Below are 20,231 nucleotides of genomic sequence, written 5' to 3'. Positions count from 1 at the left end.
GTGTTGAGAATGTCTATCATGTTGGGGCTATCTCTAATCATCGTCCATAACTCTCCGAAGTTGCTGGAAATATTAGCAGAACAAGCCATCAACAGCGGTTGTCACCAAACAACGGGAGACAACGAACACCATGATCATTCTCATCACCACCATCATTAATAAGAGCAAACTATGAGTATTTTCCGATTTCCAGTTCTTGTTTGGCTTGGAATAGGGATTTTGATTATTTGCCTAGGGATCAGACAATCTTTCGGTATTTTTATGATGCCAATTTCAGACTACTTTCAGACCGGGCGCGAGTTCTTTAGCTTTGCTATTGCCTTGCAAAACTTGTTGTTTGGCGTATTCCAACCTTTTGTCGGCATGGCGTCAGACCGTTGGGGCGCGAAGCGTATTATCATTTTAGGTGCCTTTTCTTACGCTTTAGGTCTTTACCTTACTTCTATCGCCATTGAGCCAACCATGATGTATCTATCACTTGGCATTTTGGTCGGTTTTGGTTTGAGCGCAACCAGCTACGTCATTGTGTTAGGGGCGGTAGCAAAGGTAGTCCCTGCACAACATGCAGCAAAAGCATTTGGTTTAACTACCGCTGCGGGATCGTTCGGTATGTTCGCCATGATCCCTGGAGCACAAGCGCTTTTGAGTGATTTTGGCTGGCAAGGCGCACTTCAAGCATTCGCTGTACTGTGTAGCTTTATGGTGATGTTTGCATTGTTCATGAGAACTGCGAAGCCACAAGCAAGTAACCCTGCAAATGTTCAGGAAGACACACAAACTCTAAAAGAAGCATTAAAAGAAGCTTTCTCTCACAGAGGTTATTGGCTGATTCATGCAGGTTTCTTTGTGTGCGGCTTTCACGTGATGTTCATTGCAACTCACTTACCAAGTTATCTAGCAGATAAAGATTTACCAGCCTCAACCGCCGCAATGGCACTGGCGTATGTTGGCATCTTCAACATTTTTGGTTCGTACTTCTGGGGTGTTATGGCGGACCGCTTCAATAAACGCCATGTTATGTCTGCGCTGTATTTAATCCGCACGGTAGTGATTGGTGCTTTTGTGACTCTACCTGTCACCGAGCACACCGCAGTCATCTTTGGTGGTGCAATCGGCTTCTGTTGGTTAGGCACCGTGCCTCTCACATCTGGATTAGTCCGCCAGATCTTTGGTGCTCGTTACCTATCAACACTTTATGGCTTGGTATTCTTTACTCACCAAGTAGGAAGCTTCTTGGGGGCTTGGGTCGGTGGTCGCATCTACGATTACTACAGTTCATACGATCCAATCTGGTGGTCAACCGTCGTTCTGGCACTCCTCGCCGCTTTGATTCACTTACCGATCAATGACAAGCCAGTATCGCGCTTGAATTTGGCAACCGCCTAGCCAGAAAGGCTCTTAACGTCTAACGTTGAGAGCCTTTTTTTCAGCAGCCCAATGATCTCCGCTTTCCTTTATCAAATGAGTATTCTCATCAATGATTTCTTATTTAAGATAAAGCACACCCATTCATCCTCTGTTAAGATTTGTGTGACATACTTTGTAGAAAGTTATAAATCAAAAAGGGTTTTAGATGAGAACACTTGGCAACATCATCTGGTTTTTATTCGGTGGCGTATTCATGGGATTGCTGTGGTGGCTATTCGGTATTCTTGCGTTCATCAGCATCATCGGGATTCCGTGGGGGCGAGCTTGTTTCGTCATGGGTAACTTTTCGTTTTTCCCATTCGGCAAAGAAGCCGTTTCGCGTGATGAACTAACCAATGAAATGGATATTGGCACGAGTCCGCTAGGCGTCATCGGCAACGTACTTTGGTTTGTGTTTGCAGGTTTGTGGCTGGCAATCGGTCATATCCTATCCGCCGCAGCGTGTTTCGTTACCATTATTGGTATTCCGTTTGCACTTCAACACCTGAAACTGGCCGTAATTTCCCTCGCGCCTATCGGTAAAACTGTTGTAACGTCAGAAGAAGCGGCAATCGCTCGTTACAACATTAATCGTTAAGGTTATGTATCCTCTGAGCTTTCGAGCTCAGAGGGCAACGCCTGTTAAAAGTAAGCCTATTATTGCTACAGCGTATTCGATAATGGTTGATTGTAAGCTCATACCGTCACCTTTAGGTTTATATCTTACCTAGCTCTGCACTGCTTCCAATTTATCCTTTATAATCAATTACCTTTATTGCCCATCACTTGAGTTATTCAACGCTTCAACTACAAACATCTCAACTCAACTTCCCTCTTACAAATTTTTAAAGCCGAACTATAAGCGTAGCCAAAAGTAATCGACTTTGAGGAGAGATCTACGCGGTAAACAGAAGAATATTGGTCAGGAATCTTACTTTTTCAGGCCCAAGAACAACTTATGGTCGTATCTTTTTTTAACTACAAAATGTGCACATCAAAAGGCAAAGAACACTAAGGATTGAATAAATCAACAAACATTGATTGTGACGTAGACTAATTTATTTTGTTTGTCCTCTTCCCCTACCACCCCATATCATCCCCACCACAAACGCTCTTTGATATTTTTATTTGTAGTTCTGCCACCGACGTAAAAGTACGCCTTTTCATCCCACAATTTTGCTTTTACAACCGACCAGAATGTTCTGAGTCATTCAATGACTCAGCATCTATTCATGCAGGAATATATCGTGGATAAATATCAAGCGGCTTACGCAAAGCGTCTCTCAAAACTAAAAAGTGATAACAGTTCACCTAAGGCAATAGCTCGCCTTTGCGCTTGGGATTCGTTTTTTAACCAAGAGTTTGAACTTCAAGATCTTGAATATCAGATGGCCGATGCTGCGCGTCAGCGTTACGAGCAATCCAATGTAAAAAACGACATTTCGTTTAAAGCCTTCAAACGCGCCTTCTACAACGAATCCATTGAGATCTACAACTTGACCGATGGCGCAGCCATTCAAAAAGTCTTTACGCCATTAATTATGCTTGCCACCGCTTGGATTGTGTTTGTGTGCTCTGTTTCGAACTAAGCACGCAAATACACTCCAAGAGGGATGAGAATCATCATGCCTAAGATAACGTTACTTCTGCTGGCCACTACAATTGGTATTGGCATTACGGGCGCTGCATTTTGTGTTGGTGTGACTTACGCATTTACTCAGTTACCGTTAGAAAGCTGGTTTCTAAACCCATAAATACAAAAAAGCAGAACTCGATGCGAGTTCTGCTTTTCATTGTTTATTTGGCCGTAACTCGGATGAAACCTAGAATTCCCGGTTCATTTTTTCCAAACACGATAGAAAGGTTGATTGCTGCTCTGGCTCAATATGACGAGTAAGATCACGCACAAGATCAAGGTGCAACTGGTTATGATGGCGATGAATTTTCTCACCTTCTGGTGTGAGCCTCACAACGATAGCACGGCGATCTTCCGGATGAGGGCAACGTTCTATCAAGTTCGCATTCACTAACTTTTCGATTTGTACCGTTAACGTTCCGGTCGTGATGCCTAACTTTTCCGCCAGTTCTTTCATGCGCAGCGCACCATGGCCGCCCAACACTTCAATGGTATGGACTTGGGCCAAAGAGTAACCGGTTTCTTTTACGACTGACTGTTCCCAAGAAGACATCTTGTCATAGAACTCGGTCAGCATTTGATTCAACTTTTCTAGTTCGCTCATCGTCAGCTATTTTGTAACTCTAGAGTAAGGTGATGAATCTTATCAAACTTACTCAGTAATTGCTTAAATTCACTCAACGTTTTATCACTGTGATTATGTAACACAATCGCAGCCGAGTAATGATGTCCGCTCACCTTCCAAACATGCAGATCCAGCACGTCTGCGTATGGCTGAAGCGTCTCTCTGATTGCCTGTAGGTACTCGTGATTAATATTCTCATCTAATAAGACTGGTGCGGTTTGCTTCATCAAACCGAGAGTCCACTTACCAATCACCAAAGCCCCAACGATCCCCATAATGGCATCTAACCAAATCCATCCGTAAAACTTACCAATAATAAGTGCGACGATCGCTAACAGTGACGTTAAGGTATCTGCCAAGACATGAAAATACGCGGCGGCAAGATTGTGGTCCTGGTGCTCGTGCGAGTGTCCATGCGAATGGTTATGATCATGTGGGTGGTCGTGATCATGATGATGGTGATCATGCAGCAGCAACATACTTGCTAAGTTAACCACCAAACCAATCACTGCGACCATAATCGCTTCGTTGAATTGAATACTCTCAGGGTTAAACAAACGGTGAACGGATTCCACCATCATCATTAGCGCCACCATGCCCAAAGCAATCGCGCTCGTAAAACCACCTAAAACACTGACCTTCCCGGTACCAAACGAAAAACGCTCATTGTTCGCATTTTGCTTAGCATAGCGATAAGCGAACAAGGTGATGCAAAATGCCGCAGCATGAGTGCCCATGTGCCATCCATCGGCGAGTAAGGCCATAGAGCCAAAAAGCGTGCCCGCAGCAATCTCAACCACCATAGTGACAAGCGTCAGAATGAGAACATAAAAAGTTCGCTTTTCACCTTTATGGTTATGAGAAACAAAATCGTGCGTGTGTTGTGCTATTGCCATAGATAAATCATATCCCTATTGCTTAGTTTGTTTGATAATCAAAATATTTGATTTAAATTTAGTTTGACTATCAAACAAAGTCAACATGGAAAACTAAGAAAGGCGTTCATCACTGCACTCAAGGTTGGCCAATCTGATGCCTCACCGCATGAACATACGCGGCGTTGTTTGGGAATCAGCCGCTTATACGTTAAGCTGCTGTTACTCAAATAAAAGATAGAAAGCGGATAAGCAGATGGAACATGTAGGTTCTCGTGCACTGATTGTTGAAGGCGGCGCAATGCGAGGGGTATTTTCTTGCGGAATACTCGACCATTTTTTAGCTGCGGACTTTTCTCCCTTCGACAGCTTTTGGGGCGTATCGGCTGGCGCAAGTAATCTTGCCGCCTATTTGGCAAAAATGCCGGGCAGAAACCTAAAAATCTATCTCGATTACAGCCTAAGAAATGAGTTCATCACCCCCAGCCAGCTCATACGCGGTGGTGATGTCATGGATTTGGATTGGATGTGGCAAGTGACACTTGAAGAATTAGGCATTGATAAAGAAGTGCTCGCTGCTGATCCGCGTCCTTTTTTCCTTGTCGTCACTCGTCAAGATACTGGACAAGCAGAATACCTCACTCCGGACGTCGATATGTTAGCGGAGACCATGAAGGCCAGCAGCGCCCTGCCCGTACTCTATCGTAATGGCGTGCTCCTTAATGACACTCGATATGTGGATGGCGGCGTTGCAGATGCCCTGCCAATTGCCGAAGCCATCAAGAGAGGAGCGACGAAAATCATGGTCCTACGCAGCCAGATCGCCAGTTACCGGAAACCAAGATCAAAGTTCAGTGCCATCACAAAACGTATGCTGAAGGAAACGCCAGCTCTGATTGAGCCTATGCTGACACGTGACGTTCGTTACAACCAAACATTGGAACTGATAAACAACCCGCCACCAGGCGTTGAGATAATCCAAGTGTGCCCACCAGAAACGTTTAAGTTAAAACGCTTAAGCCGCTCACCAGAACCTTTGCGAGAAGCATATGAACTGGGAATTGAGGCTGGCAAACAAGCCATAGAACGTTGGAATTCAATGTAAAGAAAAAAGCCACCTCGATTAAACGCAAGTTAATCTAGGTGGCTAATGCAAACTCGATGGCAGTGGATTATCGATTTGCTTCGCTACGAGCCCAATAAGCAGGCTCAAATACATTCAGCGTAATACTAAGACATCGGTCAAAATTGGCTGTTCGCTGTCGTTCGCTTTAATAGGTTTCGAACAGCCCTGAGTTGTAGTCTTGAATCGCTTGTTCAATTTCTTCGATACTGTTCATGACAAATGGGCCATAGTGAACCACCGGCTCATTGATTGGTTCACCTATAAAGAGCAGGACCCCACTGTTGTCTGCCGCAGTAAACTTTGCGGCCTCTCCTTTTGATAACAGCGCCATCTCACCTTGCTTTACAGTGCGTTGATTTATCTCGACACTGCCTTGGTACGCATAAATCATCATGTTATGGTCAGCGTCCAAAGCTAGCTCAAGCGTGGCTCCTCTACGAGGCCGCCAATCAGCAACAGTTGCCACAACACCAGTTTGAGTCAACGGCCCAACAATTCGTTCTCCCGCAATCATCAACTCACCAGCAATGACACGAACAAGCCCTGTCTTTGCATTGTCAAATTCCGTGATCGTTTCTGGTTGAAAATCGTGGTATTGAGCGGGTTTCATTTTGTCTTTGGCTGGTTGATTAATCCATATCTGAAAACCATGCAGCTCACCGTCTTGCATAATTGGCATTTCACTGTGTATTACTCCGCGACCTGCCGCCATCCATTGTGCGCCACCAGAACGCAATTCGCCGACATTGTTCATGTGATCACGATGTTGAAAATGACCTTTCAGCATATAAGTCAGCGTTTCAATCCCACGATGAGGATGAGGAGGAAAGCCACCAATGTAGTCAGAACGTTGATCGGATTTCAGCTCATCCATCATTAAAAATGGTGAAAAGCTCGCGTTGTTAAAACCTGCAACTCGACGAATTTTAACACCATCACCGTCAGCGGTAGGTTGCGATGGAATCAACTGACGAATTTCTCTGAATGTGCTCATACTTCTTCTCCTCGTTCGCCTTGGTGGCTGTCTGCAAATCGCGTTTCAGCTCATGGCTATCGACATGGTTTTATTTTAGTTTGGAGAAAAATAATCATGAGCAGAGCGATTCGAGCTACTTATTCAAGTTTTTCGAACAATAGGAAATCAATACCAAGCACTATTGGTTATTTTTTATCCTGACCAAATCCCCGGCGATTGATGATAAGTTCTCTCTTATCACATAAACGTTTTTGAATTTATTTGAAAATAAATGTAGCTATTTCTTAAACAAGGTGTATAGTAGCGCTTGGCTCTTCGAAGAGAGCTGTTAATGCTACATTTAGTTTAAGTTCCTTCTCAGTAAAATCTTGAATCCCCATTCAGACACCTGCGTACAACTTCCTCTTGATTGACATTCAATAGCTTAAAAAAAGATCCACCAATAATTTATCATTAATGTTTTTAATTCAGAGGTTTTTATGTCTGCTAAAGTAACTGGTTCAGTAAAATGGTTCAACGAAACTAAAGGTTTTGGTTTCCTATCTCAAGACAACGGCGGCCAAGATGTATTCGTACACTTCAACGCTATCGTTGCTGACGGTTTCAAAACACTGACTGAAGGTCAGAAAGTAAGCTTCAACGTAGAGCAAGGTAAAAAAGGTCCTCAAGCGACTGAAGTTACTCCTCTATAAGACTGCTTTTCTTGGTGCAGCATGTCCATGCTGCACCAAATCTCTCTCCTTCAAAAAATATCCTCTCAACATAAACTCAGCCTAATTTCAGGCATTGCTTAGTGCTACCCAAAATAAATGGGTCAGTACCGCTTAACTTATTATTTAAAGGAAAAATCATGTCCTCAAGAAGAACAGGCCGTCAAAGGCATTGGTATCAATTACTTAACAAAGAAAAAATCGTCAAAAAACAGGAGAATAAATGTTAGAAATTGAATTTAATTTACATCAACCTAAAACCACTTGGAGAGCTAAAATATATCAATTGAATAGCGATATACTGAAGCGACATATATTGCCAAAACTTCAATATCGTAGTCATCTGATTGACTTCCAATATTGTGAAAAAACCTGCTCAGGCACTATTCTGTGTGACTCAGGTTCAAAGTTAGGAAGTTTTATTATCAAATAATGCTTTTTTAAGGCATTAATAATTCTCATCAATATTTTGGAAGATATCCAATGGCTAGAAAAAGTAAAAAGCAAATTGATAAGGAAAAGAAAGAATCTGAGGAAAATGCTGCCGCTGTAAAACAACGAACGCGTCGCCGTATCGAAGATATTATGGAGCAAAGAGCGTTTGATAAAATGTTTGTTCTTTAACTCTGATTCCTACCTCTTCAAGCTTATTGTGCAAAGGTAACCGCCACCTACCTTTCCACTCCGCTTTCCAATCAGTTTGCTATCTCTTAGCCAAAAAATACACTTCTTAAAATAACCTTCTCCACACCCATATTTTTCTTCATCTTAAGCTTCACGCTTTGCTTCATCACTGTAAGCCAACTTTAGTGTGCGCTGAAAAACAATCCAAGTTCAAACATCCACTCGATATCTATCAAGCTCTAAAAACGTATCGCACTCTCATTTTCTGACGGGTCTAGATATATTGATAAATTTACGTATAATCGCAAGCGTTTGCTTCGTATAACCCCAATGATATGGTTTGGGGGTCTCTACCAGTTCCCGCAAAGTGCTGATTACGAAGAGTTGAGATCACTGTGGATCTTACTCTTTGTGATAGCGTTCGATTTATTCCTATCTATACCTATTCTTAGAGTAACTGGATCCACAATACACATAAGGTGGAATATGAACGCATTTATTCAAGGTCTTCCAAAAGTAGAGCTGCACTTACATATCGAAGGTTCACTCGAACCAGAACTCATGTTTAAACTTGCCAAGCGCAATGGCATAGATATTCCTTATTCGTCACCAAGCGAATTGAGAGAGGCATACCAATTTGAAGATCTGCAATCTTTTCTCGACCTCTATTATCAAGGCGCAAATGTTTTACGCACAGAGCAAGATTTTTATGACCTAACATGGGAATACTTGGAGCATTGCAAAGCAGACAATGTGATTCATACCGAGATATTCTTCGACCCGCAAACTCACACTGAACGTGGCATTGACTTCGACACCGTACTCAACGGCATTTCTAGAGCGCTGACAGATGGCCGCGAAAAATTAGGCATCACATCGCAGATCATCGCTTGTTTCCTTCGTCATTTGTCAGAAGAAAGCGCGATGGAAACACTGCAATCTGTTTTAAAGCATCGCGATAAAATCATTGGTGTGGGGCTAGATTCATCAGAAAAAGGCCATCCACCAGCTAAGTTTTTACGTGTCTTCCAGCAAGCGAAAGAGGCAGGCTTGCTTACCGTGGCACATGCCGGAGAAGAAGGACCTGCGCAAAATATTACCGACGCGATTGAAATGTTGGAAGTGAGCCGCGTTGATCACGGCGTTCGCTGCGTAGAAGATGAAGCTCTAGTGGGATCTCTAATTGAAACCAAAATGCCACTGACCGTTTGCCCGCTGTCTAACATCAAACTTTGCGTGTTTGATGAAATGGGACAACACAACATCGTAGAACTTCTGCGTAAAGGCGTGGCGGTAACCATTAACTCTGATGACCCCGTTTACTTTGGTGGCTACATGACCGATAACTTCCTTGCAGTAAATCAAGCACATCCAATGAGCAAAGAAGAACTGGCGAAATTCACGCTCAACGCTATCGATGCAAGCTTCATCGACAACGAGTTGAAGGCTCAATATCGTCATCAAGTCGAACAATATGTTGCACAACATTTATCGATGTAATGCGGTATACCCTTACAAACCCTCTGTGGTTAAAACGGGACTTAAGCGCTAGACTGAAAAAGCTCAACAAAGCACTTAATAAAGGAAGAAAATCATGATTCAACAAGGCCAAGCACTACCTTCTGCAACCGTAAGTGAACTGACTGCCGATGGCATGGTCAACCACGATGTGACCGAACTGTTCGCGAACAAGAAAGTGGTGCTATTCGCGGTTCCTGGCGCATTCACTCCAACTTGCTCAGAAGCTCACCTACCAGGCTACGTAGTACTCGCAGATCAATTAAAAGCCAAAGGCGTTGATTTAATTGCTTGTGTGGCGGTGAACGATGCATTCGTAATGAACGCATGGGGTGAAGCTCAAAACGCTTCTGAGATTTTGATGCTAGGTGACGGTGATGCTAGCTTTACTAAAGCGCTAGGCTTGGAAATGGATACTGGCGGTTTTGGCGGCGTTCGCTCACAACGTTACGCGATGATCATTGAAAACGGCGTAGTAACAACACTTAACGTTGAAAAGCCAAGTGAATTTGAAGTAAGTAATGCAGAAACCATTCTTGCAGCACTTTAAGAAAACACAAAACGGAAGCTCAAGCTTCCGTTTTTTTCAGGCGATTAGCGCATTCTCACGACACTAGTTTGTTGCTTACGTTGCATCTCTGCAAAAGTCAGGACAAACGGAGATGACTGCTTCACGTGGTTTGGCAGCGACGAAAGCGCGTTGTAGGCTTCTTGCTTCGATTTAAAATCACCAGCTGTCACCGTATACCAACGTGTACCTCGGCTATTTTTCCAGTTAACCCATACAGGGTGTTTAGGGTCGATATAGCGAATGTATTCTTTCACATCTTTTTCTTTCTTCAGTGCTAGTACCTGCATGGTGTAGTGGTTGGGATTCAGGTAGCCGTATGCATCTTGAGACGACATCACACCCACACACTGCCCATTATCGATAGGTTGATGAGGCATAGCGCAGCCCATGAGCGAAAAAATCAATGTCAAAGATAAAATCTTGTGCACGTGTCACTCCATTTTTGTTCTGGTTTGTTTTCTCTCATACCCATCACGCACAAATGGTTGTGCAAAAACATCACTGAAGGCTTGGACTAACAACGATTTGTGAGGATTGGGATCACATCCAATATCGAAAGCTACAGCATCGTTATTCTTTGACGTCGTTTTTAATAAAAAGCGATGGGAGAGCAAGAATAACAACACGTTTTAGCTTCTTTGGACATTACGAGTTGTTCAAAAAACTAAGGCGACCATTTAGGCCGCCTTAGTAAATTGATTTTATAAAAAACCTTTAAAACCAGCTTGCTACCAGTCGCTTAAACCAATCCATAATACGTTTAAAAATCCCACCTTCTTCCACTGGTTCGAGTGCAACTAGCTCGGTCTCCTTCACGACTTTTCCATCCACTTTGTATAGCAAAGTACCAACTACCTGATCTTGAGCAATTGGCGCAAGTAAATCACCGTTGTATTCCACTTCCGCTTTAAGTTTGTTTACGTCACCTTTAGGCAGAGTGAGATAAACATCGCGGTTCACACCAACTTTTAACTCATCCTTTTGCCCCATCCAAACGCGAGCGTTTGCGATATCAGTTCCTGCGGCCGTTGGCATCAAGGTATCGTAGAATCGAAAACCATAACTAAGAAGTTGCTTACTTTCTGATTCACGCACACTTTGGCTCTTCGCCCCCATAACAACTGCGATAAGGCGCATGTCGCCATTGGTGGCTGACGTCGCCAAACTGTAACCTGCACCACTGGTATAGCCCGTTTTCATCCCGTCAACGTTCATGCTGCGATCACGAAGTAAACCATTCCGGTTATATTGAGTAATACCGTTGTACGTAAAAGACGTTTCGCTGTACATCGGATAAATATCTGGCAGATCACGAATGATTGCTTGACCCAACTTAGCTATATCATGCGGTGTTGAATACAAACCATCGCTATCTAAACCGTGAGGGTTAGTAAATGAGGAATTCGTCAAACCAAGTTGACTCGCCCAACTATTCATTAAGCTAACAAAGCCTGCTTCGCTGCCAGCGACGTGCTCTGCAATGGCAACACTAGCATCGTTTCCTGACTGAACCACCAATCCTCGATATAAATCAGACAGAGACACAGATGTGTTTACTTCGATGAACATTTTGGAAGAATCTGGGAAGTTTTTCGCCCAAGCGTTGCGACTAATGACAACTTGATCATCGAGACTGATATTGCCAGCGTTTACTTCTTGTCCTGCAACATAAGCAGTCATCAACTTAGTTAAGCTCGCTGGGTTTAATCGCTTCTCTGCATCGCGCTCTACCAACACTTTACCTGTGTGATAGTCCATCAGTACATAACCGCGGGAGCTTAATTCAGGTGCATTAGGGACAACTGTTGGTGCAGCAAAGGCAAAGTGAGAGAAGGTAGCAAGGCCGGTAAGGAAAGTCGTGTTGAATAAGGTATTTTTTCTCATAGTGACATCTAATCTTATTAGCAATCTGTGGCTTACAAACTAAGTCGAGTATATTGAAACGCCATACAGTTACAGCAGCAATGTTACGATTCGTTACCTTTACTCAATGTTTGTCGAGAAGAATGAGAGATGAGTAGAAATTTTCCGCCCATACATGTGATGCCCAAACGAGATCACGAAAGAACGGCCTCACGTCAATGACAGCGAGAATCCACATTTTTAGATAAGCAGATCTCTAAAACAAATCGTTCAAAATATGAAAAAGCACCCGCACAAACGGTGATGTCAGGGAGAGTACCTGTGCGGGCTTAAAAGGACAATTCAACCCAATAATTACAGAGCTGAAAAACTAGGGGTAATGAAAATCGGATAATCCAAGATCTTCAGTTGCGCTTATATTACTCACCTTACGTTTTATCTTGTTAGCTTCGCGTCAATACCAGAGTAATAGAGACGTGATACACAAAAATTGGGATTGATTTTATTGACGACGAATAAAATAAAAAAATATCGAAGAGAAAACTCGGTACTGGTTAATTATATTTATAATAACCCTAAATCAAATTTATGATTTCGGATATTTTTACCTTAAATAAACATCGTGAGATTTTTAATTTTCATTTTCTTTCATTCAGTCAGAAAGCGAAGAAAAGTACAACTTCCCTTTCTTAAAACTCAATGATGTCTTACGTGTTTTTTTGGAACTTTTACTTTCTGGATCAATAAATTGAGTATAGCAATGAGGGACTAAACACCCACTTTTCGCTCTAAACGATAAACCACTGTTGTTTAGATTGACACGCTGTTTCTTTACCACTAGGGATTCCAAACAATGGTTATCCTTAATTTGGGTGGCAATTCGATCGCGTACTCCTACCCAATACGCCTTAAACGACGACATCATAAATATCCTCTTTAATGACATGAATAACATACACTTGAGCTTTATTCCGTCATGACGAAGCAGGTCATTATTCCATATAAAAATTAATGAAAGGAATTAATAGCCCCTACTTAGATATGGTTTGGCTCTCTTTCATTTAAGAAATACGCTTTCATCTCATAATGTATTGAGATGCATATAGTTAACACTTTATGACTATTAATTAGAAAAGCGTAAGACGAAATTGTGCATATTCCATACAAAAACAAAGGATATGTCAAAGGTTAATTATCAATTAATCAGTTATAAAACTCAAAACTAAAATTCATAACTGGCTATTATCAATAAAGACAAAAATAAATAATATCGACTTTACCATTTATAGATTTAGATGATATCAACATACGCAGTTTACTATTATTGAAAAATACATAATCAATAAACATACGACCTATCTATTAATGATATTTAGGTCTTAGTAGAGAATATTGAGGAACAAAAAAGCGCACCTTTAATGGTGCGCTTAACATCTTTTCGTTTAAGGTTTCAGCTTCAAAACATTATCAATGTCTGTAGCACTGTGGCGCTCAGCTAGTTGCTCCCAATCTTCCCCCCAAGAGCGGTTAACAATACGACCACGTTTAACACCTTCTCGCTCATCAATCGCTTTCGCCCAACGCACAACATTTTTGTAGCTCTCCACATCTAAAAACTCGGCTGCATCGTATGCGCGGCCCAGCACCAAGTTACCGTACCAAGGCCAAGTTGCGATATCGGCAATGCTGTACTCATCACCACCTAAAAAGGCGTTGTTTGCCAGACGTTTGTCCAGTACATCCAGTTGACGCTTAACTTCCATCGTAAAGCGGTTGATTGGGTACTCGAACTTCTCTGGCGCGTACGCGTAGAAGTGACCAAAACCGCCTCCTAGGTATGGTGCAGAACCTTGCAGCCAAAATAGCCAGTTCATTACCTCGGCACGCTTCGCGCCTTCTGTTGGTAAGAAGTGACCAAACTTTTCTGCCAAGTAGAAAAGAATATTACCCGATTCAAACACGTTGATAGGTTCATCACCTGAGCGATCAACCAGCGCCGGAATTTTAGAGTTTGGGTTTACAGCTACAAAGCCAGAACCAAATTGGTCACCATCGCCAATCTTGATCAAATACGCGTCGTATTCGGCTTCCTTTACGCCTGCCGCCAAAAGCTCCTCAAACATGATCGTCACTTTCTGACCATTAGGAGTCCCCATTGAGTAAAGCTGGAATGGGTGCTCTCCAACTGGCAACTCTTGCTCGTGACGTGCGCCAGAGTCGGGACGATTAATGCTCGCCCATTGGCCGCCATTTTCACTGTCGTTAGTCCAAACTCTTGGTGGTGTGTATTCGTTAGCCATTGTTATTCCTTATCGTGTTTGAATGCACCTGTAGGCTGGTTCAAATCGCTACCAGCAGCAATGCTTAAAAATCCCCACCTTAAATTGGCTGGGCATAATCAAGATATTAGGTCGGAATCTTCAAATAAAAGTCCTTCCCTCTCGATTAATTAGAACCTTTGGTTATGGGAATTTCTTTCACGATATAAGCAAAAACAGCGCGTTAATGTGAACTAGGTTCGAGATGCCAACAATGAGGAACAGATAAGGTTTAGAGGCCCATCCAACATATCAGTCTTAATCAAGCTTGCATCGTGGCAACAGCTAATCGACAGCGCAAAACCGTGTAGGTAATCTGCCAATAGTTCCAAACTGTCTTGCTCTACTTGCTGGGATAAACCCAAAGGTTGAACAATCAATTGATAGCGCTCAGTAAACACTTGAGCTGGTCCGTGGGATGTCATGCTCAACATAGTTTGCAACAGCCCGTTATACTCACGTAGCAGCTCAATATAACTAGCGCACAGGTGTTTGAGTTCGTTTTGCCAATCTTCATTCGCTTGCGGTTGATAAATGTCTTCCACCAGTGATGTCGTTAACGCTTCAAGCAAAGCATTTTTGTTTTTGAAGTAGTAATAGATCGCCATAGGATCCACATCCAATTGGGTCGCTAGCAGACGAACACTTGGTATCTTTCCGTCTTTTTTCATCAATAATTTAGCCGACTCCAAGATGCTTTCTGCACTCAGTTGTGACTGCTTTGCGGTCGGTCTTCCACGTTTCTTTTCGTTGACAGACATTTGATCTTCTCGATAAACTCAGAATTATTCTACATTGTAGAATTAATTTTAAACCAACCTTTAACTTGGCTCAAGCATCATTACTTTGATGAGGTACTCATGGCAAATATCATATTTATTGCAACTAGTCTGGACGGTTACATCGCAGATAAACAAGGCAAACTCGACTGGCTACAATCCGTACCAAATCCAGACAACATTGATACTGGCTTCGTCCCACTAATGGAGCGTATAGATGGCTTGGTAATGGGTCGTAATACATTAGATGTCGTACTGAGTTTTGGTTGCGATTGGCCGTACAGCAAGCCCGTGTTCGTACTCAGCAATACCATGACAGAAGTTCCACAAGGCTACGAAGACAAAGTCTTTTTAGTAAAAGGCGAGCTAAAAGATGTACTTGCTGACCTAAATACAAAAGGCTTTAACGAGCTTTACATCGACGGCGGCGTGACGATTCAAAACTTCCTCAAAGAAGATCTTATCGATGAAATGGTGATCACTCGCTTCCCTATCCTACTTGGCGGCGGCGCACCTTTGTTTGGTGATTTGGAACAACCACTCAATTTTAAAGTGACCAAGAGCGAAGTGGTGCTAGGCACCTTAGTTCAAACGACTTACGTGCGTGAAAGGTAATCTACCTAGATAATTTAAACAAAAGAAAAACGCCCTTCTTAGAGATAGGAGGAGCGTTTTTAAACGTTCTAACTTGGCGGAGCTCATTTTTGGACAGAACCTTCTTAGATTTTTTACTTAATTTAGTAAAATACGAATTACTTTAGGTATGGAAAAACTCTTTTTTCGTGGTCAAATATTCCAGAGCACTACAACATGACATCATCTAGATAGATACATCTGATACTGTCTACCATAAATTGCATTTCTAAGCGTTCTGGATCAAAACAAAACATTTGTGCTTTATTGCCATCTGGAACCGATTGAACCAATCGAGCTGGAGCATGTGGAGCTTTTACAGAAACGACCACATCTCCAGGCAAAACATGACGGGATGCAATGGCTTGAGTGTTAGCTTTCAGCTCATTTATATTTTGACTAAATCTTGCTATCCAATCAATCCACTCACAATCACCATCAGCTAAAAGAGCAACACTTTTCTTTGCCTCGTTTATGACATCTTCTTTGTCAATAAGTTGTGCTATTGCCAAAAGATATGCGTTATGGAGCAATCGTTCATTTGCTTCATTCATCGACTCCGCCATCGGTTTATTTGTTATGAATTGCAAACCGCAATCCCAAGCTAACCAAACGAGTAAACCTTTAAGTGCTGTTACGTCTTCAGTTTCTGCTACTTCAGGATCATGTTGATTTATATGAAATAACGATTGGTTACCTTCGTACAGAACTTCTAGGATTGAATTAAGAAGCTTTTCTCTACACTCTTTAGGAACAGTCGTTTTACCTTCCAAAACCCAATCCTGCTTACCATCACAATTGCGTAGCTCTCTAAGAACAGCTAAAACCCCAGTCAATCTAACGATTAGGCACTCAAAACTTAATTCTTTTTTCTTAAAACTCTTAAGGTTACCAACCATTCTGCTAACTAAAAGCCTGACCTTCTTATGGCAAAGATTCAATAGATTGTTTTTCTCATCATTTGATATTTTCCCTTCCGAAATGACGCTAGAATCATCTTCTCCTACTTGCTCTTCTTCATTTCGTCCCATGGCATCAACGGAATCGAAGCGATTCGAATCATTGTCTTCAATTCTTAAGTGATAAATGAGTATATCGAGCAAATACGACAAATCCTCTTTCGCCTGTAAACGATGCTTTATCTTTGCCCTTTTAGTTTCACTAACATCGATTAAAAAATCAGTCTGCTCTTTGTTAATCTCGTCAGGACTACTATCCGCTTTATACCCGTTCTTCTCGCGATTTATGTTATTCGCTTTGGTAAAAATTATTCGATCGACACAATTCAGAAACGTTTCTAAGTCCGGAGATTCAAAACTCAAGCTAGACAATGCATCTCTTAGCTTGCGCTGTTCACCAGTTCTAGATAACTCTTCTAAAAGAATTTCGTTATGAATAAAGAACCTTTCTATACAACTCTCTTTGGTATGAACTTCAATAGTAGAGGCAATAAGAGACTGGTGATTTTCCAGAAAAATTTCAAAATGTTGCTGATTATTAGCAAAACTGCAATTTTGGATCGTTGTGTTGTTTTCATCTAAAAGGACACACTCAAATGGGGCTTCAATAACCGTTCGAGTACTAAATCTAATATACCGTTCATTCATCACTGCCATACCTAAAGGTATCGCATCTGAGTTTTCCTCGTCAGTTTTAACCCAGTTTTCCAAGATAACATCCCAATCACCATCTAATAAAGCTGCTTCCTCCTTTAGCCGAGTCAATCCCAAAGTTTCTGCTACCAAAGTAGATTCAGAGTCACTGCGCACAACCATTATCTCCGTATTACCGCTACTCCCACTCGAAAGCCATGCAGGAGCACTAGGATTAGCGCTACCAGTGATAATATATGTTTTTTGATTTTGTGTTTCGATTACCAGAAACTTAGCATGTAAGTAACCTTTAGGTTGCTCAGAATCTTTTCCGCTGAAACCTATTTCTGAAGAACTGACGACACGTACTTTACTTAATGTTGATAGCTCTGGAGGAGCTTTCACGGTATCAGGGTCAATGCCCACAATAATGTCTGCCTTTTCGTAATGCTTCTGTAGTCTGTCTAAAAACGAGAGCTGACTATCGAAAAAAGCCCCACCAACAAGAACATTATGGACTGGATCATTTACTATAGATGTTAATTGTTGCCACAGACTTGGTTTATCGGAAGCTGAAGCAATAACCGCAATATCTTTTAAATCAGACGAATTTTCATTTAACCATGGCGATACATCTTTTATTTTTTCAAAGATATCCTTGGAGTGTGAAGGAAGCCTATCTCCCTGCCCATCAAGCCAATTTTCAATATAATCTAAAACCTGCCTAAAAATTTTGGCAACGGAGGTAGAACCTTTAGTGCCAAAACGAAACACATTCGTCAACTCTCGGTTAGTACCAAAACCAGATAATGTAAGGTTATGACTCCCAATTGAAAGCAAACCTTTCTTTTTCCCCAAAAGCAAGATTATCTTAGGATGAAAGGCTCCTTCCACGTGCATAGGTAACAGAGCATAACTACGTCCAGCCTTACTTGGCGGGTGGGAACTGAAGCTTCTTTGACACTGCAACGCATCCATCAGCAAAACATTATGGCGAATTCCACTATTGCGTAATCTGCGAAGCACCACTTCTTCATAGAAAGGCAAGTATGCGTTGAATGTAGTAATGATTGATGCCTCATATCCACCGCTTTTAATCTCTTCAAATAAAGATACTCTATCTTCCATAATACTTATCCATGTATGTTTGAGCTAAAGGCGTGGATCTTATTAGCTCCCCGTCAGATTCCAAACAACCAATATCTTTCAGTATTCTGATAGCCTGAGTGAAACGAGGACTTGTATGAACAGCCGGTGGGATATTGATGACTTCAAAGCCTTGATCTGAAGGCCTAATCCTAAAAGTAGACTTTGATTGTCCCCTAAGCTTTCTAAGTGCAACGCTTAAGTGAGTATCGATACCCCAGTGAGAAAACAACCATACTAGGAGATCGTTAAGTTTCATTTCTGACCAATTTGTTTTACTTTCATGCAGGAACGAAGCAAGATTAACAGGGTAAGTATGGAGGTAATTATTTGGAAATCCGATCGATTTGTAACTATTGTTACTTTCCTGTCGAGCAGCTAATGCAGCAAGAATACCCAGAGCAGCTTTAACTATATTAGTTCGATTCTCCGCTGACTTTTTTCCGGAGCAAAGTAAGACAATTTGTTCTGATAACTCGACTTCATGACAACTATCCCCCCAGTATTCATAGCTAGGAAGCGTCTCTTTACTCTCAGATACGACGTCACCAAAGCTACGGTCAAAATCAATCTTTCCCGACAACTCCCCAGACTGGTTTACGTACCACTCTGCGATGGACTGACTACTGTCAAATTTCTCGCCAGATTCTTGGTATGCATCCAACAGTACGAAAAAAAGGCCCTGAATGCTTATTGATAAGAGTTCATTACGCTGATAAACCGCCCATAGTTTTTGCATAGTTTCTAATTCATCATGAAGCCTCCATGGACTACCATCAGGCATGGCTCCCGAATACACACACCCTCGAAAATTCACTAAATTCAATGGCAGCTTCTTTTCAGATAAAGCATCACTTAATTGTATTAGCATACAGAGAGTAGCTCGACGCATTTGAGAATCCGTATCTTGTATTTCACTTTCAGCCATAAAAAGCTGAACTAGCCATTGATGCTCATCTCGCGACGATGTCAGTTTACAAGGACAAAACGCTCTCAGTTCATCTAACCGATTAGCGGTGACAGTCCCTTCATCAATCGTCCGCATAAACAAGTCTCTGGGGACACCGGTGTCCATTGCTCTCACTAAAGGAAGCCCCATCTGACGAGTGTATCGAATCCCTTTAGAAACATTCCCATCTAGAATCGAGAATTCCGATAGCACCCCCAAATAATACTGCCCTAAACCACCCAATTTATTCTTAAAATACTGTTGCTTACCACTATCTTTATTCGAATAATCACTCAAAATTACTTGATGACCATCTGCTATGGCAGATATCACTTTGGATAAATTAACAGACCCGACAGTACTCATAGCGTGAACATCTTGGTGATCTCCACAAACATTGGCATGACGGTGTGCTATCAATGTAAATAAGCCATCTGCTTTTCTAAAAGCATTTATAAACTCATCGTCATACCGCGAATACCCATTTTGTTCTAATGCCCATATTAGCCAGGGATAGAAACTATAATAGCGTGCTCTATCAGTTACATTGGTAATACCGGGTAACAAACGGCTATAGATATTAATGCAAGGAGCTTGAACTCCAAGGTGATCTAAACCTCCAATTTGCGTAGGAGGTTTAACCCAGGCAGTCACTAATTCCATTTAAATCTATCCTCTTTAACTTCATATGATTATTACTATTAATTGATGCAGCATCGCGCAAATATCACTGAATAGCATGCATATCAGCCATACAGATAATCAATCAAACACATATTGGGCCATTAGAAAAGTTTGGTCAAACACGAATTAATAGGAATGTTATGAGCAATAGATCTAACAAATTTTGGGGCAATTATGAGTCAATTAGTACAGCGGTTTT

General features: G+C 41.8%; 21 protein-coding genes and 1 riboswitch. Of the genes, 12 read left to right on the top strand and 9 right to left on the bottom strand.

Translation table 11 applies throughout. The features are described from left to right. Positions 1–9 precede the first annotated feature (9 nt). From ACF8CV_RS01765 to ACF8CV_RS01745, 5 genes are all read left to right on the top strand, one after another. The gene (locus ACF8CV_RS01765) at positions 10–159 is read left to right on the top strand and encodes a hypothetical protein (protein WP_005499370.1); all 150 of its coding nucleotides are present in this window, start codon (positions 10–12) and stop codon (positions 157–159) included. Between the two features lie 12 nt (positions 160–171). Then, positions 172–1,386 carry an MFS transporter gene (locus tag ACF8CV_RS01760; RefSeq protein ID WP_169609028.1) on the top strand — a complete coding sequence of 405 codons (1,215 nt, stop codon included), beginning with the start codon at positions 172–174 and terminating at the stop codon, positions 1,384–1,386. A 187-nt stretch (positions 1,387–1,573) separates the two neighbouring features. Further along, the gene (locus tag ACF8CV_RS01755) at positions 1,574–2,005 is read left to right on the top strand and encodes a YccF domain-containing protein (RefSeq protein ID WP_005485025.1); all 432 of its coding nucleotides are present in this window, start codon (positions 1,574–1,576) and stop codon (positions 2,003–2,005) included. Between the two features lie 649 nt (positions 2,006–2,654). Then, positions 2,655–2,996, top strand: coding sequence for a hypothetical protein (locus ACF8CV_RS01750; RefSeq protein WP_005485142.1), 342 nt, complete (start codon positions 2,655–2,657; stop codon positions 2,994–2,996). Positions 2,997–3,032: 36 nt separating this feature from the next. Further along, entirely contained in the window at positions 3,033–3,161 is a 129-nt protein-coding gene (locus ACF8CV_RS01745; RefSeq protein ID WP_005477316.1) for a hypothetical protein, read from the top strand. 69 nt (positions 3,162–3,230) lie between these two features. Here ACF8CV_RS01745 and ACF8CV_RS01740 read toward each other — a convergent pair whose 3' ends face one another. Further along, positions 3,231–3,647 carry a MarR family winged helix-turn-helix transcriptional regulator gene (locus ACF8CV_RS01740; protein WP_005463375.1) on the bottom strand — a complete coding sequence of 139 codons (417 nt, stop codon included), beginning with the start codon at positions 3,645–3,647 and terminating at the stop codon, positions 3,231–3,233. 2 nt (positions 3,648–3,649) lie between these two features. Further along, positions 3,650–4,564, bottom strand: a complete 915-nt coding sequence (dmeF, locus tag ACF8CV_RS01735; protein ID WP_169609039.1) for a CDF family Co(II)/Ni(II) efflux transporter DmeF — start codon at positions 4,562–4,564, stop codon at positions 3,650–3,652. 235 nt (positions 4,565–4,799) lie between these two features. Between dmeF and ACF8CV_RS01730 the strand changes: the two genes are divergently transcribed. Next, complete coding sequence (locus ACF8CV_RS01730) at positions 4,800–5,648, top strand: patatin family protein (protein WP_017447337.1); 849 nt, start codon at positions 4,800–4,802, stop codon at positions 5,646–5,648. A gap of 166 nt (positions 5,649–5,814) precedes the next feature. Here the strand turns inward: ACF8CV_RS01730 and ACF8CV_RS01725 are convergent, their stop codons facing one another. Beyond that, positions 5,815–6,663, bottom strand: coding sequence for a pirin family protein (locus ACF8CV_RS01725; RefSeq protein ID WP_025634680.1), 849 nt, complete (start codon positions 6,661–6,663; stop codon positions 5,815–5,817). 461 nt (positions 6,664–7,124) lie between these two features. Between ACF8CV_RS01725 and ACF8CV_RS01720 the strand changes: the two genes are divergently transcribed. The 5 genes from ACF8CV_RS01720 (at position 7,125) to ACF8CV_RS01700 (ending at position 10,047) form a co-directional block, all read left to right on the top strand. Continuing rightward, complete coding sequence (locus ACF8CV_RS01720; RefSeq protein WP_005463371.1) at positions 7,125–7,337, top strand: cold-shock protein; 213 nt, start codon at positions 7,125–7,127, stop codon at positions 7,335–7,337. A 241-nt stretch (positions 7,338–7,578) separates the two neighbouring features. Beyond that, on the top strand, positions 7,579–7,788 hold the full coding sequence (locus tag ACF8CV_RS01715) for a hypothetical protein (RefSeq protein ID WP_021484467.1): 210 nt from the start codon (positions 7,579–7,581) through the stop codon (positions 7,786–7,788). A 50-nt stretch (positions 7,789–7,838) separates the two neighbouring features. Next, positions 7,839–7,979, top strand: coding sequence for a PA3496 family putative envelope integrity protein (locus tag ACF8CV_RS01710; RefSeq protein ID WP_025634044.1), 141 nt, complete (start codon positions 7,839–7,841; stop codon positions 7,977–7,979). Between the two features lie 297 nt (positions 7,980–8,276). Continuing rightward, a riboswitch (purine riboswitch) is annotated at positions 8,277–8,376 on the top strand. Positions 8,377–8,465: 89 nt separating this feature from the next. Beyond that, positions 8,466–9,479: an adenosine deaminase gene (locus ACF8CV_RS01705; RefSeq protein WP_024700052.1), complete on the top strand. Its 1,014-nt coding sequence runs from the start codon at positions 8,466–8,468 to the stop codon at positions 9,477–9,479. Between the two features lie 94 nt (positions 9,480–9,573). Then, on the top strand, positions 9,574–10,047 hold the full coding sequence (locus tag ACF8CV_RS01700; RefSeq protein ID WP_005477269.1) for a peroxiredoxin: 474 nt from the start codon (positions 9,574–9,576) through the stop codon (positions 10,045–10,047). A 44-nt stretch (positions 10,048–10,091) separates the two neighbouring features. Here the strand turns inward: ACF8CV_RS01700 and ACF8CV_RS01695 are convergent, their stop codons facing one another. From ACF8CV_RS01695 to ACF8CV_RS01680, 4 genes are all read right to left on the bottom strand, one after another. Next, positions 10,092–10,496, bottom strand: a complete 405-nt coding sequence (locus tag ACF8CV_RS01695) for an SPOR domain-containing protein (protein ID WP_140109037.1) — start codon at positions 10,494–10,496, stop codon at positions 10,092–10,094. 286 nt (positions 10,497–10,782) lie between these two features. Further along, entirely contained in the window at positions 10,783–11,952 is a 1,170-nt protein-coding gene (locus ACF8CV_RS01690; RefSeq protein WP_086677604.1) for a D-alanyl-D-alanine carboxypeptidase family protein, read from the bottom strand. Between the two features lie 1,421 nt (positions 11,953–13,373). Further along, entirely contained in the window at positions 13,374–14,231 is an 858-nt protein-coding gene (yghU, locus tag ACF8CV_RS01685) for a glutathione-dependent disulfide-bond oxidoreductase (protein ID WP_025500625.1), read from the bottom strand. Positions 14,232–14,443: 212 nt separating this feature from the next. Further along, complete coding sequence (locus tag ACF8CV_RS01680; RefSeq protein WP_025542885.1) at positions 14,444–15,010, bottom strand: TetR/AcrR family transcriptional regulator; 567 nt, start codon at positions 15,008–15,010, stop codon at positions 14,444–14,446. 99 nt (positions 15,011–15,109) lie between these two features. On the opposite strand from ACF8CV_RS01680, the gene ACF8CV_RS01675 reads away from it, so the two are divergent. Then, on the top strand, positions 15,110–15,643 hold the full coding sequence (locus ACF8CV_RS01675) for a dihydrofolate reductase family protein (protein WP_025526215.1): 534 nt from the start codon (positions 15,110–15,112) through the stop codon (positions 15,641–15,643). Positions 15,644–15,831: 188 nt separating this feature from the next. Here ACF8CV_RS01675 and ACF8CV_RS01670 read toward each other — a convergent pair whose 3' ends face one another. Both ACF8CV_RS01670 and ACF8CV_RS01665 read right to left on the bottom strand, forming a co-directional pair. Further along, entirely contained in the window at positions 15,832–18,381 is a 2,550-nt protein-coding gene (locus ACF8CV_RS01670; RefSeq protein ID WP_138937160.1) for a hypothetical protein, read from the bottom strand. Next, positions 18,371–20,011: a hypothetical protein gene (locus ACF8CV_RS01665; RefSeq protein ID WP_138937161.1), complete on the bottom strand. Its 1,641-nt coding sequence runs from the start codon at positions 20,009–20,011 to the stop codon at positions 18,371–18,373. The genes ACF8CV_RS01670 and ACF8CV_RS01665 overlap by 11 nt, the downstream gene beginning before the upstream one ends. Between the last annotated feature and the right edge of the window lie 220 nt (positions 20,012–20,231).

The organism is Vibrio sp. zbq_1 (assembly GCF_043102935.1).
In the GTDB taxonomy this organism is placed as follows: Bacteria; Pseudomonadota; Gammaproteobacteria; order Enterobacterales; family Vibrionaceae; genus Vibrio; species Vibrio parahaemolyticus.
Note: the sequence above shows the minus strand (reverse complement) of the source record. Positions and strands in the feature narration are given on the sequence as shown.

Excerpts from the sequence above, each read along its gene's own strand:
- ACF8CV_RS01765 (WP_005499370.1), top strand. The coding sequence starts at position 10 with ATGTCTATCATGTTGGGGCTATCTCTAATCATCGTCCATAACTCTCCG.
- ACF8CV_RS01760 (WP_169609028.1), top strand. The coding sequence starts at position 172 with ATGAGTATTTTCCGATTTCCAGTTCTTGTTTGGCTTGGAATAGGGATT.
- ACF8CV_RS01755 (WP_005485025.1), top strand. The coding sequence starts at position 1,574 with ATGAGAACACTTGGCAACATCATCTGGTTTTTATTCGGTGGCGTATTC.
- ACF8CV_RS01745 (WP_005477316.1), top strand. The coding sequence starts at position 3,033 with ATGCCTAAGATAACGTTACTTCTGCTGGCCACTACAATTGGTATTGGC.
- ACF8CV_RS01740 (WP_005463375.1), bottom strand. The coding sequence starts at position 3,647 with ATGAGCGAACTAGAAAAGTTGAATCAAATGCTGACCGAGTTCTATGAC.
- dmeF (WP_169609039.1), bottom strand. The coding sequence starts at position 4,564 with ATGGCAATAGCACAACACACGCACGATTTTGTTTCTCATAACCATAAA.
- ACF8CV_RS01730 (WP_017447337.1), top strand. The coding sequence starts at position 4,800 with ATGGAACATGTAGGTTCTCGTGCACTGATTGTTGAAGGCGGCGCAATG.
- ACF8CV_RS01725 (WP_025634680.1), bottom strand. The coding sequence starts at position 6,663 with ATGAGCACATTCAGAGAAATTCGTCAGTTGATTCCATCGCAACCTACC.
- ACF8CV_RS01720 (WP_005463371.1), top strand. The coding sequence starts at position 7,125 with ATGTCTGCTAAAGTAACTGGTTCAGTAAAATGGTTCAACGAAACTAAA.
- ACF8CV_RS01715 (WP_021484467.1), top strand. The coding sequence starts at position 7,579 with ATGTTAGAAATTGAATTTAATTTACATCAACCTAAAACCACTTGGAGA.
- ACF8CV_RS01710 (WP_025634044.1), top strand. The coding sequence starts at position 7,839 with ATGGCTAGAAAAAGTAAAAAGCAAATTGATAAGGAAAAGAAAGAATCT.
- ACF8CV_RS01705 (WP_024700052.1), top strand. The coding sequence starts at position 8,466 with ATGAACGCATTTATTCAAGGTCTTCCAAAAGTAGAGCTGCACTTACAT.
- ACF8CV_RS01700 (WP_005477269.1), top strand. The coding sequence starts at position 9,574 with ATGATTCAACAAGGCCAAGCACTACCTTCTGCAACCGTAAGTGAACTG.
- ACF8CV_RS01690 (WP_086677604.1), bottom strand. The coding sequence starts at position 11,952 with ATGAGAAAAAATACCTTATTCAACACGACTTTCCTTACCGGCCTTGCT.
- yghU (WP_025500625.1), bottom strand. The coding sequence starts at position 14,231 with ATGGCTAACGAATACACACCACCAAGAGTTTGGACTAACGACAGTGAA.
- ACF8CV_RS01680 (WP_025542885.1), bottom strand. The coding sequence starts at position 15,010 with ATGTCTGTCAACGAAAAGAAACGTGGAAGACCGACCGCAAAGCAGTCA.
- ACF8CV_RS01675 (WP_025526215.1), top strand. The coding sequence starts at position 15,110 with ATGGCAAATATCATATTTATTGCAACTAGTCTGGACGGTTACATCGCA.
- ACF8CV_RS01670 (WP_138937160.1), bottom strand. The coding sequence starts at position 18,381 with ATGGAAGATAGAGTATCTTTATTTGAAGAGATTAAAAGCGGTGGATAT.
- ACF8CV_RS01665 (WP_138937161.1), bottom strand. The coding sequence starts at position 20,011 with ATGGAATTAGTGACTGCCTGGGTTAAACCTCCTACGCAAATTGGAGGT.